The sequence below is a fragment of the Desulfovibrio sp. ZJ200 genome (assembly GCF_011039095.1).
GTDB lineage: Bacteria > Desulfobacterota > Desulfovibrionia > Desulfovibrionales > Desulfovibrionaceae > Desulfovibrio.
The window spans coordinates 61529-77073 of record NZ_JAAKEH010000004.1 but is presented as its reverse complement, the minus strand read 5'-3'; the positions used below and the strand labels follow the sequence as shown (position 1 = coordinate 77073).

Below are 15545 nucleotides of genomic sequence, written 5' to 3'. Positions count from 1 at the left end.
CGCATGGCGCGAGCTGTTCAGGCAAGCCGTGTACCGCGAAGATCCAGTATTGGCCGACTTTTTGCATATATGCAGGCATAGTTGAATTCCGATTGTGACGGCATACGGCCGCACATCGGGCCGCCATGCCAAAGCGAGGTTTGCATGAAGCCTGTCATCTGGTTGCTGGGTCTTTCCGGGAGCGGAAAAACCACCCTGGGGTCTTTGCTGCGTCTGTATCTGGAAGCGCAGGGCCATGAAACGGAATTTATTGATGGCGATCGCTTTCGCCGCCAGTTCGGCTTCAGCGGTTTCCGGCCTGAAGATCGTCTGCGCAATATTGAGGCCATGCGTGAGCATGTACTGCAACTGCACGCGCAGGACAAAATTTGCGTTGTGGCTGCCATCACGCCCTATGCGAGCATGCGCCAGAAAAACCGCGAGCAGATTCCCCTGTATCGCGAGGTCTGGGTGCGTTGCTCCTTGAGCACGCTTGTGCAACGTGACACCAAGGGGCTTTACGCCAAGGCAGCGCGCGGGGAAGTGGATCTGCTGACCGGCGTCTCCGATGCCTTCGACGAGCCGATCGGCACAGATTGCGTCATTGATACGGATCAGCTCTCGCTGGCGGAAAGCTACCTTGCGCTGCGCGATCTTGCGTTGAGCGCCCTGGCCGAGGGGCGGAACTGGCGGCGCATGCAACCGGAATTGTCGCCCGAAGTCGTGCAGGGCAGTCTGCGGCACGCGGAAGTGTTCATGTAGTATTTATTGCCGCATCAGGATGCTGGCCCTTGCCGCGCGGCGCACGCTGGGCGGCAGGGCAGTCCGGAGGCGGACGCGGCGCGCACGGATGATCTATGCCGCGGCGGGCGCGTGCCTGCCCCGGGTGAGGATATGCGGTGCGCCTCTGTGCAATGCGTACTGTCGCGGCATGTGCAACGCAGCGGGTGGAACATGCCGCGCAAGCGCGTGAGTCTTCGTTATGCCAGCCATGAGCCGCCGGAAAGCGGAAACAATGCGACGGCCGGATCGATCAATCCGGCCGTCGCTTGCATTCTGGCGCGCCCGTGGCGATTCGAACGCCAGACCTTTGGCTCCGGAGGCCAACGCTCTATCCAGCTGAGCTACGGGCGCATTGGGAAATGTTTACATAGCTTCTGTGCGGAACCGCGTCAAGTCAGGATATTCAGAGAGACATTCACCTTTTCGATGATTTTCTAAAAAAAATTCGTATTGAATTTCAGATGGTTGCAATATCAGTTTCATTGAAGGCGTGAATGTCTCGAAGAGCGCCCTGGATTGCAGCCCGCTTGTTTTTGTGGGATAAAACAGGCTGAAACGCTTGAATCGGAAAGGAAAAAGTATGCCGGAAATTCTGGTGGGCGTTAGCGGGGCCAGCGGCATGCCCCTTGCCTTGTGCGTCCTGCGGGAACTGGCGGCCATGCCCGAGGTGCGGGTTCACTGCATCATTTCCCGGGGAGCGCGGGCTGTCTTGCAGGCCGAATGCGGCGCGGGCCCGGAATTGCTCGCCGCGTATGCCGATCACCTTTATGAGCCCGACGATCTCGCGGCCGGTCCGGCCAGCGGCTCCTGGTGGCATGGCAAGCGGCCTGCCGCCATGCTGATTCTGCCATGTTCCATGGGCACCCTGGGCGCCCTGGCCTCCGGGGCCACGCGCAATCTTGTCCAGCGCGCGGGCGACGTGGTCCTCAAAGAGGGTTTGCGCCTGGTGCTGGTCACCCGCGAGAGCCCGCTCTCCGCCGTGCATTTGCGCAACATGCTCGCGCTGCGCGAAGCCGGAGCCGTAATTATGCCTTTTTCACCGGGTTTTTATCTGCGCCCTCAGAGTCTTGAGGATATCTTGCTCCAGACCAGCGGGCGAATTTTTGATCAATTGGGCCTGGAACATAATCAAAAACGCTGGGCTGAAAACAATAAATGAGGGCAAACCAATGAGCGAAATAACCTGGTACGGGCATTCAGCCTTTAAAATCAGCGCGCCGCAGGCGCATGTGCTGATTGATCCCTTTTTTACTCCCGCCTCCGGCGTGAACGCGGACAACGCAGGCCCGGTGGACATGCTGCTGGTGACGCATGATCATGGGGATCATGTGGGCCAGGCTGTGGATGTCTGCCGCAAGAGCGGGGCCATGCTGGGCGCCATTGTGGGCACGGCCGCGAAATTGATGAAAGCGGGCGTGCCCGAGGCCCAGATTCTCAACGGCATCGGTTTCAATATGGGCGGCACTCAGGAATGCAAGGGCATCAGGGCAACCATGACCCAGGCTTTCCATTCCAGCGAGTCGGGCGCGCCGGCCGGCTATATCATTGAGATGCCTGACGGGCTGACGGTCTATCATGCAGGCGATACCTGCATTTTCAGCTCCATGGAACTCTGGGGGCAGCTGTACGCCATTGACGTGGCCCTGCTGCCCATTGGCGGGGTGTTCACCATGGATGCGCGGCAGGCGGCCCTGGCCTGCAAACTGCTGGGCTGCAAGTCCGTGATCCCCATGCATTGGGGCACCTTCCCGGTTCTGGCCCAGAGCACTGCGGATTTTCAGGCGCAGCTGGCAAAAGTCTGCCCCGGCTGCGATTGCGTGACCATGCGCCCGGGCCAGACCTTGTCCTTCGCCTGAGCGAGCAAGACCGTCTGCCGGGGAGCGAGAGCCTTCCCGGCCCGAGCGTTTTCAGATTCCACTGGAAGAGGGTGCTCTTCCGGCATTCCACCGGAAAGAAGGTGAAATCCGGCTTCGCCGGCGCGACGCGGGAGCTTTGGCCGCAGGCAGGAAAAATGCAGAGCGTTTCGGATTTTAATACACCACGTTGTAGGACATGACCTCAGGACGGTGAAAAAAGAATTCCACGCGCCGGTTCATGGCCCGGCTTTGTTCGTCAATGCCCGGTTTGAGCGGGCGGGCGTCGCCGTAGGCCACGCCGCGCAGGCGCGTGGGTTTGACGCCGTGCTCGGCCAGATAGCGCAGCGCCGCAGCGGCACGCGCGCCGGAGAGCTCCCAGGCTGACGGATACGGCTGTTTGATCTCGGCGGAGTCGGCATGGCCGCGCACCACCAGATAAAGATTGTAATCCTTCATGATCTCCAGCACGCTTTGCAGCATTTTTTCGCCCTCGGGCAGAAGCTCCACGGAGCCGGGCTTGAACATCACGTCGGAGTTGACGCGCAACTGCACGCCCACGTCATCGGCGCTGATGCCCGAAGAGTTTTGCGGCACGGCGTCAGCCATGAGCATTTGCTTGATCTTCTGGGCAATGGCGTAGTGGGATTTCTGAACCTCGTTGATTTTGAGATCCCGGGCGTCGATTTTGTCCGTGTTCTGAATAAAGGGATTATTGGATATCGGCGAGGTAGAGCTGGAGTCAAAATTACGTTCGCCGCTGAAATACGCCGCAAGACCGGCTCTGGTTTCCGGGGGCACCATATTCAGAACCCAGAGCAGGAGAAAAAAAGCCATCATGGCTGTGACAAAGTCGGCATACGCGACTTTCCATGCACTTCCCATACAGTTCTCCCGGGCTGAAACGCAAAGGCCGGGAAAGCCCGGCCGAATACTTCCGCAAAAGAGCGGCGGGCTGCGTCAAACAGAGGCTTCCAGAGCATTTTTTGATTGAAAATATCCATTTTCAATCATTTCGCGTCCAGGCTTCAGCCGTTGCGACGAAGGAAGCTACGGATGAAGACAGCAACTGGTTACTGCGGCAGCCAGCCAACGCAACCGCTGTCGCCAGAGCGGTTGCCGTTTTCAACAGCAAACCGCTCTGGGGCCGCCTTCGGTCGCTCCGGCTCGCTCACGCCGCCTTTGGCGCGGGCCGGACTTCCGTCCCTCAGGCCAGTACCCTGTAAAGCATACTGGCACAGGGGCTAGCCGTTTCTGAGCTTTTCTTCCATTTCCGAAAAATGCGGACGGAACGGGTAGGGAATGGTCCGGCGGCCGTATTCCACGGCGATCAGAGGCGTGGAGCCCCGGATGGCGGCGGCCACTGCTTCCTTGATCGCATGATAATAAAAATGCTCCTCGGATACAAAGTTTTCAAGCTTGGCGCCCATGGGGCCGAACAGGCCGTAGCAGCAGAGAATGCCGAAAAACGTGCCCACCAGAGCCGCGCCGATATAGTGGCCGAGCACTTCCGGCGGTTCGTTGATCTTGCCCATGGCCAGCACGACGCCCAACACGCAGGCCACAATGCCCATGCCCGGCATGGACTCGGCCATGTGGCTCACGGCGTGCGCGGGCAGCATGCCTTCCTCGCGCATGGTGGCAATATCCACATCCATGAGGCTGTCTATGTCCGCCGGATCGCCGGTGGTCAGGTACACACGCAGAGTGTCGCCGATGAAGTTGACGATTTTGGTGTCCTTGGAAACAGCGGGGTATTTGCTGAAAATCGGGCTGGATTCCGGTTTTTCCACATCGCCTTCAATGCTGATCACGCCTTCGCGGTGCATTTTGGAAAAAAGCGCGTAGAGCAGGGCCAGGGTTTCCAGATAGCGGGTCTTGCTGGACCCGGGGTCTGCGAAGAGATGTTTCATGCTCTTCATGATCAGACCAAAGGTGTACTTGGTCTGCGAGCCGAAAAAAGCTCCCAGGCCGCAGCCCAGAATGATGATGAATTCCGCAGGCTGGAAAAGCACGCTCCATTCGCCGTGGGACAGGGTATAGCCAGTAAAGACCGAGCCCGCAACGATGGCTAGACCGATAAGTAAGTACATACGTTGCCGCCTGTACGTTCACTGCATGCAATGTTCGCCTCGCTCACACCACAGGGAGGCCACGGACAAGGGCATAAAACGCCGGGCGTCCGTTGGCATGCGTCATTTTTCAAAGAGTATCCGCGGGCCTGCCGCCCAATCGGTTCATTTGCCTCCCGGCTTCGTCAAGCTGCGCTTTCTGTGAAAGGAGCGTATTATAACGCTGCTGTCCTCAACCGTAAAGTGGCTGAGCCGCCGGCGGCTGAGGGCAGAGCACTTTCCCTTTGAAACTGCTCTGGCGGCTGCGGGAGCAACCATCTGCAAAATTTTGAGATTGTGCACTCTCAAAGGCACTCTGCCCCAGTGGCAGCCTTTACAAGGCGACACGGCAAAACCCAAGGGGGCGCGCGGCGGCGTCGCCGTGCGTAAGCGCGAACCAGACTTTTTCGCGAACGATCCTGCAAAAATTTCACGCAGAAGACTGTATGAAGTTTTTGCAATCAGACACGAGAATACACTCCTTCCGCAACAGCTTGTTTTTCGTGCCGCAAAGGCAAAATTTCTCACTGAAGAGACAGCTTCCAGCGTTCTTATCGCCCGGCGGAAAAAAATCTTTAGCCCCAAACGCTGAAAGGGGAAGACTTTTACGCCGCCCCCAAAGCCGTTCAACGTCAGAAAAGATCACAGTACTCTGAATGATTCTGACAGAAAGGGCCTGTACGCGACAGGCGTCAAGGCGGCGAAGGCCCTGCCCCTGAGCCGGCATGACCGGTGGCCAAAAGTTTTGCAGGCCTCATGGTTCCCCTGCTCCGACACAATTTCAGTCCGGATTATCGGCCCAAAAGTCCTTTCACCAGGCCGCCCGCGCCGCGCAGGCCTTCTTGCAGGGCGCCGCCCGCGTTCCCGCTCTCCTTGCCCGTATTCCGCAGAATGCCGGGCAGTTTTTTGGCCAGATCCAGAGCGAATTTGGGGTCAACGCCGTAGGCGATATCGCTGAAGGGGCCTTTGGCCATCACCGGAATGGTCATGCCCAGGGTTTTTATGTCCGCCGCAGCGTCCAGATATTGCCGGGGCAGACTGGCCCGGGCCTGTCCCACGGCGTTGAAGCCCGTCGCGCTCACCGTGATCGGCTGGGCGGCGATTTCGCCGTTTCGGGCCGTAAAGGGCACGCGCACAAGATCAAAACGGCTGGGCATCCGGCCTTCCTTGCCGGTGAGGCCGGGCACGTTTTTCGGCAGCGCTGACATGGCGGCCAGGCTCAGATTACGCACCTCCAGCGTGCCCCGGCCGTTAAGGCCGGCCTGCATTGCCGCGGGCGTTTCCCCGCGCGTGGTCAGATCCGCGTTCAGCGCGGCTGTTCCGTCCACGGGCCGCCCCTGCCCCAGGGATTCCAGCAGCGCGCCCACATTGACCCCGGCGGCCGTGAGGCTCAGTGACCAGGCCTTGCTTTGCAAATCCGCGCCCGCGGCGCCCTTGAGCGTGCCGCCGCTGCCCAGGGCGCAGCTCAACGTGCTGACGTTATATTTGCCGTTGGCTCCCTTGAGAATAAAAGAAAGATTCGTGACGCTCACTTTGCCGTGACGCACGCCTGCCAGGGCTGCGCGCAGATTCAGCGCGGGCCAGGCCGGTGGGCCGTTTTTGGTCGCCTGCGCGGCGGGGCCGCGGTTCACGTCCTGACCGGAGTTCTGCTCTGCGGCGCTCGCGGCGGTTTTGGGCTTCTCCGGCAAAGGCAGATATGCATCCAGATTGATCAGGCCCGCTTGCAGGCCGCCGCTGACGGACACGGGCGAGCCCAGGGCCACACTGAAATTCCCGCGCAACGGGGTGCCGTCCAGTTGTGCCGCGATGTCGCGCAGATGCAGAGTCGTATCGGCAAACTCCAGCGCGCTTTCAAGGCGCAAGCCGTCTTTGGCCGAAGGCTTGAGCGTGAGCCCGGCCAGGGCCGCCAGCTTGCGGGGGGAGCCTTCCAGATCGGCCCGCCCCTTGAAGGCGAGAGGCTCCAGCGTCGCGTCGCCGCTCAGGTTCAGCGAGGCTTGCGGCAGGCTCAAACGGCCTTTGGCCAGATGCAGGCGCAGATGCTGAAGGTTGAGCGCCCCTTCGCAGGCCAGTTGAACCGGGCCTGCCTCCCTGGGCAGGATGCCGCTCAGGGGCGTAAAGGTCAGGGAAACTCGCCGGAAGGTCAAATCCGGCGCGTAATAGCGCAGCTTGGCGGACAGCGCCAGAGTGCCCGCCAGTTTGCCAGTGGCCCCGTGCCGTGCGCCCGGGTCCAGATCAAAGGCAAAATCACACCGCACAGCGGCCTCCTCGCGGCGGCGCAAATTTTCTACGGAGAGGTTCAGGTCTTTGACCCGCAGTGTCGTGCCCCGGGCGTCAACATAGATCACCTGGCCCTGACGCAAGACCAGACGCGCGAGCTCCACAGGCAGGGCATCGGAAGGCGCGGCGGCGCGCGCGTCTTTTTGGGGGGCCGCGCGGTCAGGGGCCTGCCCGGCCTTTGCAACGCTTCCTGCCCCGCTTTCGCGCATTTCAAACACGGGATTGTCAAGACGCATTTCGCGCACGACCAGCTTGCCGGAAAAAAGCGGGCTCAACTCCAGCTCGGCCAGGCCGCCCTTCACGGAGACGGCAATGCCCTGGCCGTCGACAATCTCGCCCCACTGGGCCTGCCCGAACGTCACCCCGGGCGGCAAGAGGGAAAGGCGCGGCGCGTTGGCGAGGATCAGCGGTTTGCCCGTGGCTGCGGCTGTGGCCTCGGCAATCCGGCTGACCATGAATTGGGTGTCGATCCGCCCGAGCAGCACGAATGCCGCCGCGGCAAGGACAGCCACACTGCCCAGAATCCAAAGCAGAACACGTTTCATGATGTCCTCACGCTGGCCGATATATGTGCATAACGGATTCCTTCTTTATACGGGATGCGCAGCATGGGTGCAAGTGGAGTCCACGGAAAATGCGGGGCTGACGCAGCTTCTGCGTCAGCCCTGCGCGCAAAAGAAACGCGGCTTGCGCCGGAGCCTGCTTGCGGGTAAGGAAAAGCGCATGCAAGCCCTGCCGGCGAAAACCGCCATGCCTCCCGCCCTGATGTTGCAGGGCACATGTTCCAATGCGGGCAAAAGCCTGCTGGCCGCGGCGTTCTGCCGCCTGCTGGCCCGCCGGGGTCTCAAGGTGGCTCCGTTCAAGGCCCAGAATATGGCCCTGAACTCTTTTGTGACCCCTGACGGCGGGGAAATGGGCCGCGCACAGGCTCTCCAGGCCGCTGCCTGCGGCCTGCCCGCCGATGCGCGCATGAACCCGGTGCTGCTCAAGCCCACTTCCGATACCGGCTCCCAGGTCATCGTGCTGGGCAAACCCGTGGGCCGGATGCGGGTGCAGGAGTACCTCCGTTACAAGCCCAAAGCCTGGAACGTGGTGCGCCGCGCCTATCGCAGCCTGGCCGCGGGAATGGACGTAATGGTTCTGGAAGGCGCGGGCAGCCCGGCGGAAATCAATCTCAAGGCGCACGACATTGTGAATATGCGCATGGCGCGCTATGCAGGGGCCCAGGTGCTGCTGGTGGCGGATATTGATCGCGGCGGCGCGTTCGCGGCGCTGGCAGGCACGATGAGTCTGCTCAGCCGCGCGGAACGGGCGCGTGTGGCAGGGTATATACTGAATAAGTTTCGCGGCGATCCTTCCTTGCTGGAGCCTGCTCTCATTGCCATCGCCCGCCGCACGCGCAAGCCCTTTTTCGGCGTGGTGCCCATGATTGAGGGCCTGCAACTGCCCGAAGAGGATTCCGTCAGCTTCAAGTCAGGGCTCACCCCGGGTCTGCATTCCGGAGCGCCGCCGGGCGAGCGCCCTTCGGAAATGCTGGATATTGTCGTTGTGGATCTGCCGCACATCAGCAACGCCACGGATCTGGACGCCCTGCGCGCCGAACCCGGCGTGCGCGTGCGCGTCATCCGAAGCGCCGAGGCGTGGGGGGAACCGCAGGCCGCGATCCTGCCCGGCAGCCGGAACAGCCTTGCGGATTTGCGTTTTCTGCATGAGAGCGGCCTGGGCCAGGCTCTTTGCCGCTTTGCACAACAGTGCCGCAGTTCGGGGCGAGGCGCGCTGGTGGGCATTTGCGGCGGCCTGCAAATGCTGGGGCAAAGTCTTGCGGACCCTCTGGGGCTGGAGGAGGGCGGCGAGGAGGCCGGGCTTGGTCTTTTGCCCCTGCGTACAACCCTGCACGCGGCAAAGCAGTTGCGCCGCGTCAGTGGTCGGGCCCTGGAAGCACTGGCAGGCGTCTGCCTGCCTGTGAGCGGGTATGAAATTCACCACGGCCAAAGCCAACCCGCGCCCGACGTTGCCGCGGACGCCCGGAGCATGCCTTCCGGCAATGGGCGCGCCGCCGTCCCGCGCGGGGCCCTTGTGCCGGTCATGCAGGATGCACAGAAGCGGCCTCTGGGCTGGGGCCTGCTGGCGGACCCGCAACAGGGCCGGTCACGGGCCTGCATCTGGGGCACATATCTGCACGGCGTCTTTGACGCTGACGATTTTCGCCATGCTTTTTTGAACAATCTGCGCCGCGACTTCGGGCTGACGCCGAAATCCGCCGCAAGCGCCTACAGCCTGGAGCCGGAGCTGGATCGCCTGGCCGACGCCGTGGAAAAGAGCCTGGACATGCCTGCCGTGCTCGCGCTTCTGGGGCTGTAGGCAGTTCAGGGCCGCTCCATGCCGCACACGTTCTGCGCGCCGTTGCGGGCAGGCCCGGAATGTGTCCCGGGCATCCGCCACTTCCGGGGCTTGTTGGAATGTGCATTTTTCGTTAGCCTGTGCCCCTCTACCGGACGGTTCAAGAAGGCCGCGGCGCTGGTTTTTTCTGCGCGGCAGCGGGCGGAATCGGGGGCAAACGCATGACAATCCGCGCTCTTGTCAAAACTTCCAATACGGTGCAACTGTTCCTGCCGCGTCTTTTGGCCGCCTGCCCCGGAGGGGAGCGCGGCTGCGGCAAAAACTGACCGGAGAAGTTGCGTGAAGGTCGTTTTCTGCATAGACGACAACCCGCGCTACCTGATGCTCCTCAAGGTGGCCGTGCGCTCGTTGCGGGCCGTGCAGGGAGCCGCGACGCCCTGCCTCTGCGTCTATGCCGGGAACAGCCCGGAGGTGCTCGCCGCGCTGGCCGGGGAAAACATCCCCCTGGCGCGTTATTGCCCGCGTCTGAGCCCTGCGGTCTTGCCGCCGCAAGCTCAGGCCAATATCGGCTGCTTCCTCAAACTGGAGCTGGCTCTGGTGCCTGAGCTGGCCGGGGATGCCACAGCGCTGTACTGCGATGCGGACGTGCTCTTTTACCGCGCTCTGGATGCGCTTGCTGATTTGACCCCGCCATACATGGGCATGGCGCGCGAGTACACGGCCCCCTTTTACCATGAGCGCGAGCGGCTGGCCTATGATTTTCGGGGCAAAACATATACCGTGCCCCTGCCTTTTCCGATCTGGACATTTTCCAGCGGGGTTGTGCTCTTTAATCTGGAACGTTTGCGCAGGCACGATCTGATAGAGCACTTTCTGGCCTTTTCCGTGCAAAATGTGCACTGCATCGGCAATCTCGATCAATCCCTGCTCAATTATTTTTTCGGCAAGCGCATCACCCGGCTGGAGGATCGCTGGAACCGCCCCCCCTATCAGGCCGATGCCCTGGACACAGCGCATATTGTGCATTTCCACGGTCCCAAGCCGTGGGATCTGACCAGCGCCTGGGGCCGGGAGCTGCGCATCAATCATTTTGAGGCCCTGCGGCGCGTATGGCTGGGCTATCTTCGGCCCGAAGAGCGTGCGCTGGTGGAAAGCTGGGGCTGAGGGGCCCCCGCGCCCCGGCCTGCCCCGGCCTGGCCCTGAGCTCTGAAGTCCTGGCTCCAACGGCCGATAAGACCGCCAGAAGAGATGTTTTTCTTGCCCATCGGCGCGCGCATGGCCCGGAGTGCCGCTTCGGCAGCGGGAACAAAGCGAAAAGGGCGCTTGCGCCCGGCCAGCTCCAGGCCGGGCAGAAAGGTGGGTTCATAACTGTTCAGGCGGGTCAGGCAGGCTGTTCGTAAAGGAGGCATGCCCCACTATGAGCCGCATCTCACGGAGGTTGTAGCATGAGTCAGGCTATGGATCAGAAACACGTTCAGGATGAGCATGACGATGATCTGCTCCAACTGGTCACCTTCCGCATCGGCGAAGAGGAGTTCGGCGTGGATATCCTGGCCGTGCAGGAAATCATCCGCCTGATGCAGATCACTATGGTCCCGCGCGCCCCGGCTTTCATTGAAGGCGTGATCAACCTGCGCGGCAAGGTCATTCCGGTGATCAACATGCGGACTCGCTTCAGCATGGCCGCAGTGACGCACGACGCCAATACGCGCATTGTGGTCATGGAATTCGGGCAGAAGATCGTGGGCTTTCTGGTGGATGCGGTCTCCGAAGTGCTGCGCATTCCGGCAAACACCGTGGAAGACGCGCCGCCGGTGGTGGCCGGCATCGGCTCCGAGTATATCAAGGGCGTTGGCAAGCTGCACGACAGACTGCTCATTCTGCTTGACCTGAACAACTTATTGGGCGACATGAATCTTGATACATTGTAGAGCATTCTGCCATTGAAAATGCTCTCAGGCCGCATACGGCGCGGCGTGCCGCCCCGGCAGCAGCGCCAGCCGCGTTTTTCGGCAGAACGAAACTTTGAGATTTGACAACCTCAAGGTTTTGCAGACGACAGCGTGAATAACTTGCGCGCATGCCTTTGCGATGGCTGCCGCCTTCGGGCAGCAGAGCGGCTTCACAGTGAAGCTGCCGCAAAGGCCGTTTCTGCCATGCGCGACGCTTGCAGGACGCCGCTGCCGCGGCCCGTTTCGCGGCAGGCGGGAGCCGCGCCGTTGCGCCGCCGGGCAGGGCGGGCGCGCTCAGGCAGGAGGGATCATGGCCTTACGTCTTTCGCGTTCCATACTTGGAGAAGCCGAGGCCGCAGCCGTCAGCCGGGTCATCCTGGAAGACGGATATCTGGGCATGGGCAATGAAACGCGCCTGTTTGAAGAGGATCTGGCCGCCTATCTCGGCGTGGAGCCTGCGCAGATTATCAGCGTCAATACGGGCACCGCTGCCCTGCATCTTGCCGTGGATGCCGTGGCGGCCCAAAGTCGGGCCACGGGCGGCGCTGCCGAGGTGCTTGTGCCCTCCCTGACCTTTGTGGCCTCCTTTCAGGCCGTTACGGCGGCGGGCTGCGTGCCTGTGGCCTGCGACGTGCTGCCTGAAACCGGCACTCTGGACCTCAAAGACGCTGAAAAACGCCTGACCTCCCGCACCATTGCCGTGATGCCCGTGGATTACGCCGGCAATCCCTGGCATCTGGACGAGGTCCACGACTTTGCCCGCCGCAAGGGCCTGCGCGTGGTGGAAGACGCCGCGCATGCGTTTGGCGGCAGGCATCACGGCCGCAAGATCGGCAGCTTTGGGGACATGGTCTGCTTCAGTTTTGACGGGATTAAAAACATCACCTCGGGCGAAGGCGGCTGCCTGGTGGCCTTTGACGCCGAGGCCGCGCGCCTGGCCTCGGACGCGCGCCTGCTTTCCGTGGCGGATGACGCGCGGCAACGTTTTGCCGGAAGCCGCTCCTGGGACCCGGATGTGAAACGCCAGGGCTGGCGCTACCATCTGAGCAATATCATGGCCGCCATCGGCAGGGTGCAGCTTTCCCGTCTGGAAAGCGAGTTCATTCCGGCCCGGCGCAGGCTCGCAGCCCTGTACGGCGAGCGCCTGGGCGAGCTTGCGGCCAGGGGGGCCGGTCTGGCCCTGTTGCGGACCGACCCCGAGGATTTTATCGTGCCCCACATCCTGCCGGTGCGCATCCTGGGCGGCCGCAAGGATGCGGTCAAGGCGGCGCTGGCCAGAGAGGGCATCCCCACGGGCGTGCATTACAAGCCCAATCATTTGTTGAGCTTTTTCGGGGCCGGAGCACTGCGTTTGCCCGTGGCCGAACAGTTGTACGCGGAGCTGGTGACCTTGCCGTTGCATCCCGGCCTGAGTTCGCAGGACGTGGAAAACATCTGCGCCGTGCTCGGCCGGGCCTTGCAGACCGCAGATGCCGGGAATGCACGCTGACCACGTTTTTTTGAAAGCTACGCTGTTCCAGAGGCGCGGCCGGACTGCCGCCCCTGCGGATCGCGCCGCGTCTGCCGGGCTGGATGTTTTCAGCCGCGCCGGCCCGCAAGGGCGTCTCTGTGGCCGCGGCGGCACCGGGGCAACCGAGTTGCGACGCGCGCCACGTTCGCGGGCAGAACATGCGCATTTCCAACCTGGCCCGCTCTGTGCGCCCCGCCTGCCGCTTTGTCATGAAGGAGCCTGAAATGCCTTCCCGCCCCGCCCCTCTGCTGGTTCTGGTCGTCCCCTGCTACAATGAAGAGGAAACTCTGCCCCGCACCCTGGATGCGCTGGCCGGGCTGTTGTCGCGCTGCAAGGCTGAAGGCCTGATCCGGCCCGAAAGTTACGCCCTGTATGTGGACGACGGCAGCCGCGATGCCACCTGGCAGTTGCTTGCGGCCCGCCATGCCTGCGATCCGTACTGCCGGGGCATCAGCTTTGCGGCCAACGCCGGGCATCAGAACGCTGTCTGGGCGGGCATGGACACGGCCCGCCAGTGGGGCGCGGACTGCATCATCAGTCTGGATGCCGATTTGCAGGACGACATCAACGTCATCCCCGAAATGCTGGCGCGCTACGCGGAAGGCGCGGACATTGTCTACGGCGTGCGCAAGGATCGCAGCGCGGATACGGCCTTTAAACGCGGCACGGCGCATTTTTTTTACCGCCTCATGGGCTGGCTGAACGTGCGGCTTATTCCGGACCACGCGGACTATCGCCTGGCGTCACGGCCCGTGCTGGAGGCCTTGCAGGGTTTTGAGGAGCAGACGCTTTTTTTGCGCGGCCTGTTTCCCACCCTGGGCTTCAAAACCGAAAAAGTCTATTATTCGCGCCTTTCGCGTCAGGCAGGCGAAAGCAAGTACCCGCTGCTGAAAATGCTTTCCTTCGCCTGGCGGGGCATCACATCCTGCAGCGCCGCGCCCCTGCGTCTGGCGGGCTTCATGAGCCTGGCCTGCATGATCACGGCCCTGATCTACAGTCTGGTTTCTCTGTACGAGCATCTTCAGGGCGAAACCATTCCAGGCTGGACCTCGCTGATCATCGTGGTTCTGCTGCTGGGCGCGGTGCAGTTGTTCTGTCTGGCTCTGATGGGCGAGTATATTGCCAGGATCTTCACCGAAGTGCGCCGCAGGCCGCGCTATATTGTGGAAAAGACATTATGAGCGGCAACGGCCTCCGAGGTGCGGGCTGGGGCGATCTGCTGGCTTTTGTGCAAAATCTGCTGGCCCGCCGCTGGATACGTTTCGGCCTGGTGGGCGGAGCGGCGACCCTCAGCTATGCCCTGCTGGGCCTGTTGTTTGTGAACGTCTGGGGGCTGCCGGTGCTGGCGGGCAATGCCCTGGCCTATGTGATCAGTTTTTTCGTCTCCTATTGGGGGCAGAGCGCCTGGACCTTCCAGGCCAAAAACGGGCACAAAAGCATGTTGCCGCGTTTCGCGGCCACCCAGGCCCTGGGTCTGGGGCTCAATTCCGCGATTATCTGGCTGCTCACCGGCCTGGGGCTTTCCTATGAGCTGGCCATGCCCGTGGCCGTGGTTCTGGTGCCGGTGATTGTCTATCTGCTCTGCAAGTACTGGGTCTTCCGTCAGGTCCGGGATGCGGGCAAAAAGGAGGCGCGCCCGGGCGGCGATTGCGGGCCGTCGGCCAGTGCCGGATCTGGAGCGCCGCCGCAAGACAAAGGGGCCAGGCCATGACGCATCCCGCCGTATCCGTGATTATGAATTGCCTGAACAGCGCCAGGGATCTGCGCGCGGCTCTGGACAGCCTCATGGCGCAGACCCTTGAGGATTTTGAAGTCATTTTCTGGGACAACGGTTCCACGGACCAGAGCGCGGCCATTGCCCAAAGCTACGGCGCGCGGCTTCGCTATTTCCGGGGCGCGGTCACCGTGCCGCTGGGCGCGGCGCGCAATCTGGCCCTGGCTCAGGCGCGGGGCCGCTATCTGGCCTTTCTGGATTGCGACGATCTCTGGCGTCCGCAAAAGCTGGAAAAGCAGACGGCCTTGTTTGAGGCCAATCCCCGTGTGGGCCTGGTCTGCACGGACACGGAAATATTCGACGGCAGGCGCGTGCTCAAGCGCCTTTTCGCGGAAGCCGCCCCGGCCCGGGGCAGAGTGTTCGGCCAGCTTATGGAGCGGCAGTGGATCTCCATGTCTTCAGCCGTGATCCGGCGCGAGGCCCTGGCCGGCCTGGCCGCTGACGGCTGCCCGCCCGGAGAGGGGCGCAACGGCGGCTGGTTTGACGAAAGCCTCACTGTCTGCGAAGAGGCCGACGTTTTTTACCGCATTGCCCATGATTGGGAACTGGACTTTGTGGATCAGCCGCTCACGCTCTGGCGCGTGCATGGAGCCAATACCACATTTCGCAAATTCGGCCGGTTCGCGGATGAAACCCTGCGTATTCTGGACAAGCATTGCCGTCTGTACCCCGGCTATGCGCAGGAACATGCGGATCTTGTGGCCCTGCTCAGCCGGCGGGCCGCCTTTCAAAAGGCAGTGGCCCTCTGGCGCGAAGGGCGCAATGCGGAAGCCCGCGCAGCCATCGGCCCGTGGCGGAATTTCTCGCGCAAGTACCGCCTGTTCTGGTGGGCCAGCTTTCTGCCGGGCTGCCTGTTTGACGTGGCCGCGCGCGTCTACTTTGCCCTGCCCGCGGGGCTGCGCCGTTAGAGCATTTTCAAAGAGAAAATGCTCTAGGGCCTGTCTCTGGAGCATTTCAAAGTTGAAA

General features: G+C 62.1%; 14 protein-coding genes and 1 tRNA gene. 10 read left to right on the top strand and 5 right to left on the bottom strand.

The features are described from left to right. Window positions 1–144: 144 nt before the first annotated feature. Window positions 145–741, top strand: a complete 597-nt coding sequence (locus G7Y52_RS02300; protein ID WP_165065426.1) for an adenylyl-sulfate kinase — start codon at window positions 145–147, stop codon at window positions 739–741. Window positions 742–1036: 295 nt separating this feature from the next. On the opposite strand, the gene G7Y52_RS02295 is transcribed toward G7Y52_RS02300, so the two are convergent. After that, window positions 1037–1113 (bottom strand) — tRNA-Arg (locus G7Y52_RS02295). Window positions 1114–1342: 229 nt separating this feature from the next. On the opposite strand from G7Y52_RS02295, the gene G7Y52_RS02290 reads away from it, so the two are divergent. Together G7Y52_RS02290 and G7Y52_RS02285 are read left to right on the top strand one after the other, a co-directional pair. After that, on the top strand, window positions 1343–1921 hold the full coding sequence (locus tag G7Y52_RS02290) for a UbiX family flavin prenyltransferase (RefSeq protein WP_165065423.1): 579 nt from the start codon (window positions 1343–1345) through the stop codon (window positions 1919–1921). Between the two features lie 10 nt (window positions 1922–1931). After that, window positions 1932–2618 (top strand): metal-dependent hydrolase, encoded by a 687-nt coding sequence (locus G7Y52_RS02285; RefSeq protein ID WP_165065420.1) that lies wholly within the window; start codon window positions 1932–1934, stop codon window positions 2616–2618. 174 nt (window positions 2619–2792) lie between these two features. Here the strand turns inward: G7Y52_RS02285 and G7Y52_RS02280 are convergent, their stop codons facing one another. From G7Y52_RS02280 to G7Y52_RS02270, 3 genes are all read right to left on the bottom strand, one after another. Further along, window positions 2793–3500: a flagellar motor protein MotB gene (locus G7Y52_RS02280; RefSeq protein WP_165065417.1), complete on the bottom strand. Its 708-nt coding sequence runs from the start codon at window positions 3498–3500 to the stop codon at window positions 2793–2795. Window positions 3501–3859: 359 nt separating this feature from the next. Then, a complete protein-coding gene (motA, locus tag G7Y52_RS02275; protein ID WP_165065414.1) occupies window positions 3860–4708 on the bottom strand; it encodes a flagellar motor stator protein MotA in 849 nt (282 codons plus the stop codon). An 809-nt stretch (window positions 4709–5517) separates the two neighbouring features. Then, a complete protein-coding gene (locus G7Y52_RS02270) occupies window positions 5518–7548 on the bottom strand; it encodes an AsmA family protein (protein ID WP_165065411.1) in 2031 nt (676 codons plus the stop codon). A gap of 205 nt (window positions 7549–7753) precedes the next feature. Between G7Y52_RS02270 and G7Y52_RS02265 the strand changes: the two genes are divergently transcribed. Beyond that, the gene (locus G7Y52_RS02265) at window positions 7754–9364 is read left to right on the top strand and encodes a cobyric acid synthase (RefSeq protein WP_241159563.1); all 1611 of its coding nucleotides are present in this window, start codon (window positions 7754–7756) and stop codon (window positions 9362–9364) included. 318 nt (window positions 9365–9682) lie between these two features. Continuing rightward, window positions 9683–10507: a glycosyltransferase gene (locus G7Y52_RS02260; RefSeq protein ID WP_165065408.1), complete on the top strand. Its 825-nt coding sequence runs from the start codon at window positions 9683–9685 to the stop codon at window positions 10505–10507. Here the strand turns inward: G7Y52_RS02260 and G7Y52_RS02255 are convergent. Further along, window positions 10462–10752: a hypothetical protein gene (locus tag G7Y52_RS02255; RefSeq protein WP_165065405.1), complete on the bottom strand. Its 291-nt coding sequence runs from the start codon at window positions 10750–10752 to the stop codon at window positions 10462–10464. The two genes, G7Y52_RS02260 and G7Y52_RS02255, sit on opposite strands and share 46 nt — an antisense overlap. 36 nt (window positions 10753–10788) lie before the next feature. On the opposite strand from G7Y52_RS02255, the gene G7Y52_RS02250 reads away from it, so the two are divergent. The 5 genes from G7Y52_RS02250 to G7Y52_RS02230 all read left to right on the top strand — a co-directional run bounded on the left by G7Y52_RS02250 (window position 10789) and on the right by G7Y52_RS02230 (window position 15487). After that, window positions 10789–11274, top strand: a complete 486-nt coding sequence (locus G7Y52_RS02250) for a chemotaxis protein CheW (protein WP_241159562.1) — start codon at window positions 10789–10791, stop codon at window positions 11272–11274. Window positions 11275–11605: 331 nt separating this feature from the next. After that, the gene (locus G7Y52_RS02245) at window positions 11606–12784 is read left to right on the top strand and encodes a DegT/DnrJ/EryC1/StrS family aminotransferase (protein ID WP_165065402.1); all 1179 of its coding nucleotides are present in this window, start codon (window positions 11606–11608) and stop codon (window positions 12782–12784) included. Window positions 12785–13029: 245 nt separating this feature from the next. Further along, entirely contained in the window at window positions 13030–13986 is a 957-nt protein-coding gene (locus G7Y52_RS02240) for a glycosyltransferase family 2 protein (protein WP_165065399.1), read from the top strand. Then, window positions 13983–14516: a GtrA family protein gene (locus tag G7Y52_RS02235; RefSeq protein WP_165065397.1), complete on the top strand. Its 534-nt coding sequence runs from the start codon at window positions 13983–13985 to the stop codon at window positions 14514–14516. Before G7Y52_RS02240 ends, G7Y52_RS02235 begins: the two co-directional genes overlap by 4 nt. Beyond that, window positions 14513–15487 (top strand): glycosyltransferase, encoded by a 975-nt coding sequence (locus tag G7Y52_RS02230; RefSeq protein ID WP_165065394.1) that lies wholly within the window; start codon window positions 14513–14515, stop codon window positions 15485–15487. The genes G7Y52_RS02235 and G7Y52_RS02230 overlap by 4 nt, the downstream gene beginning before the upstream one ends. Window positions 15488–15545: the final 58 nt, after the last annotated feature.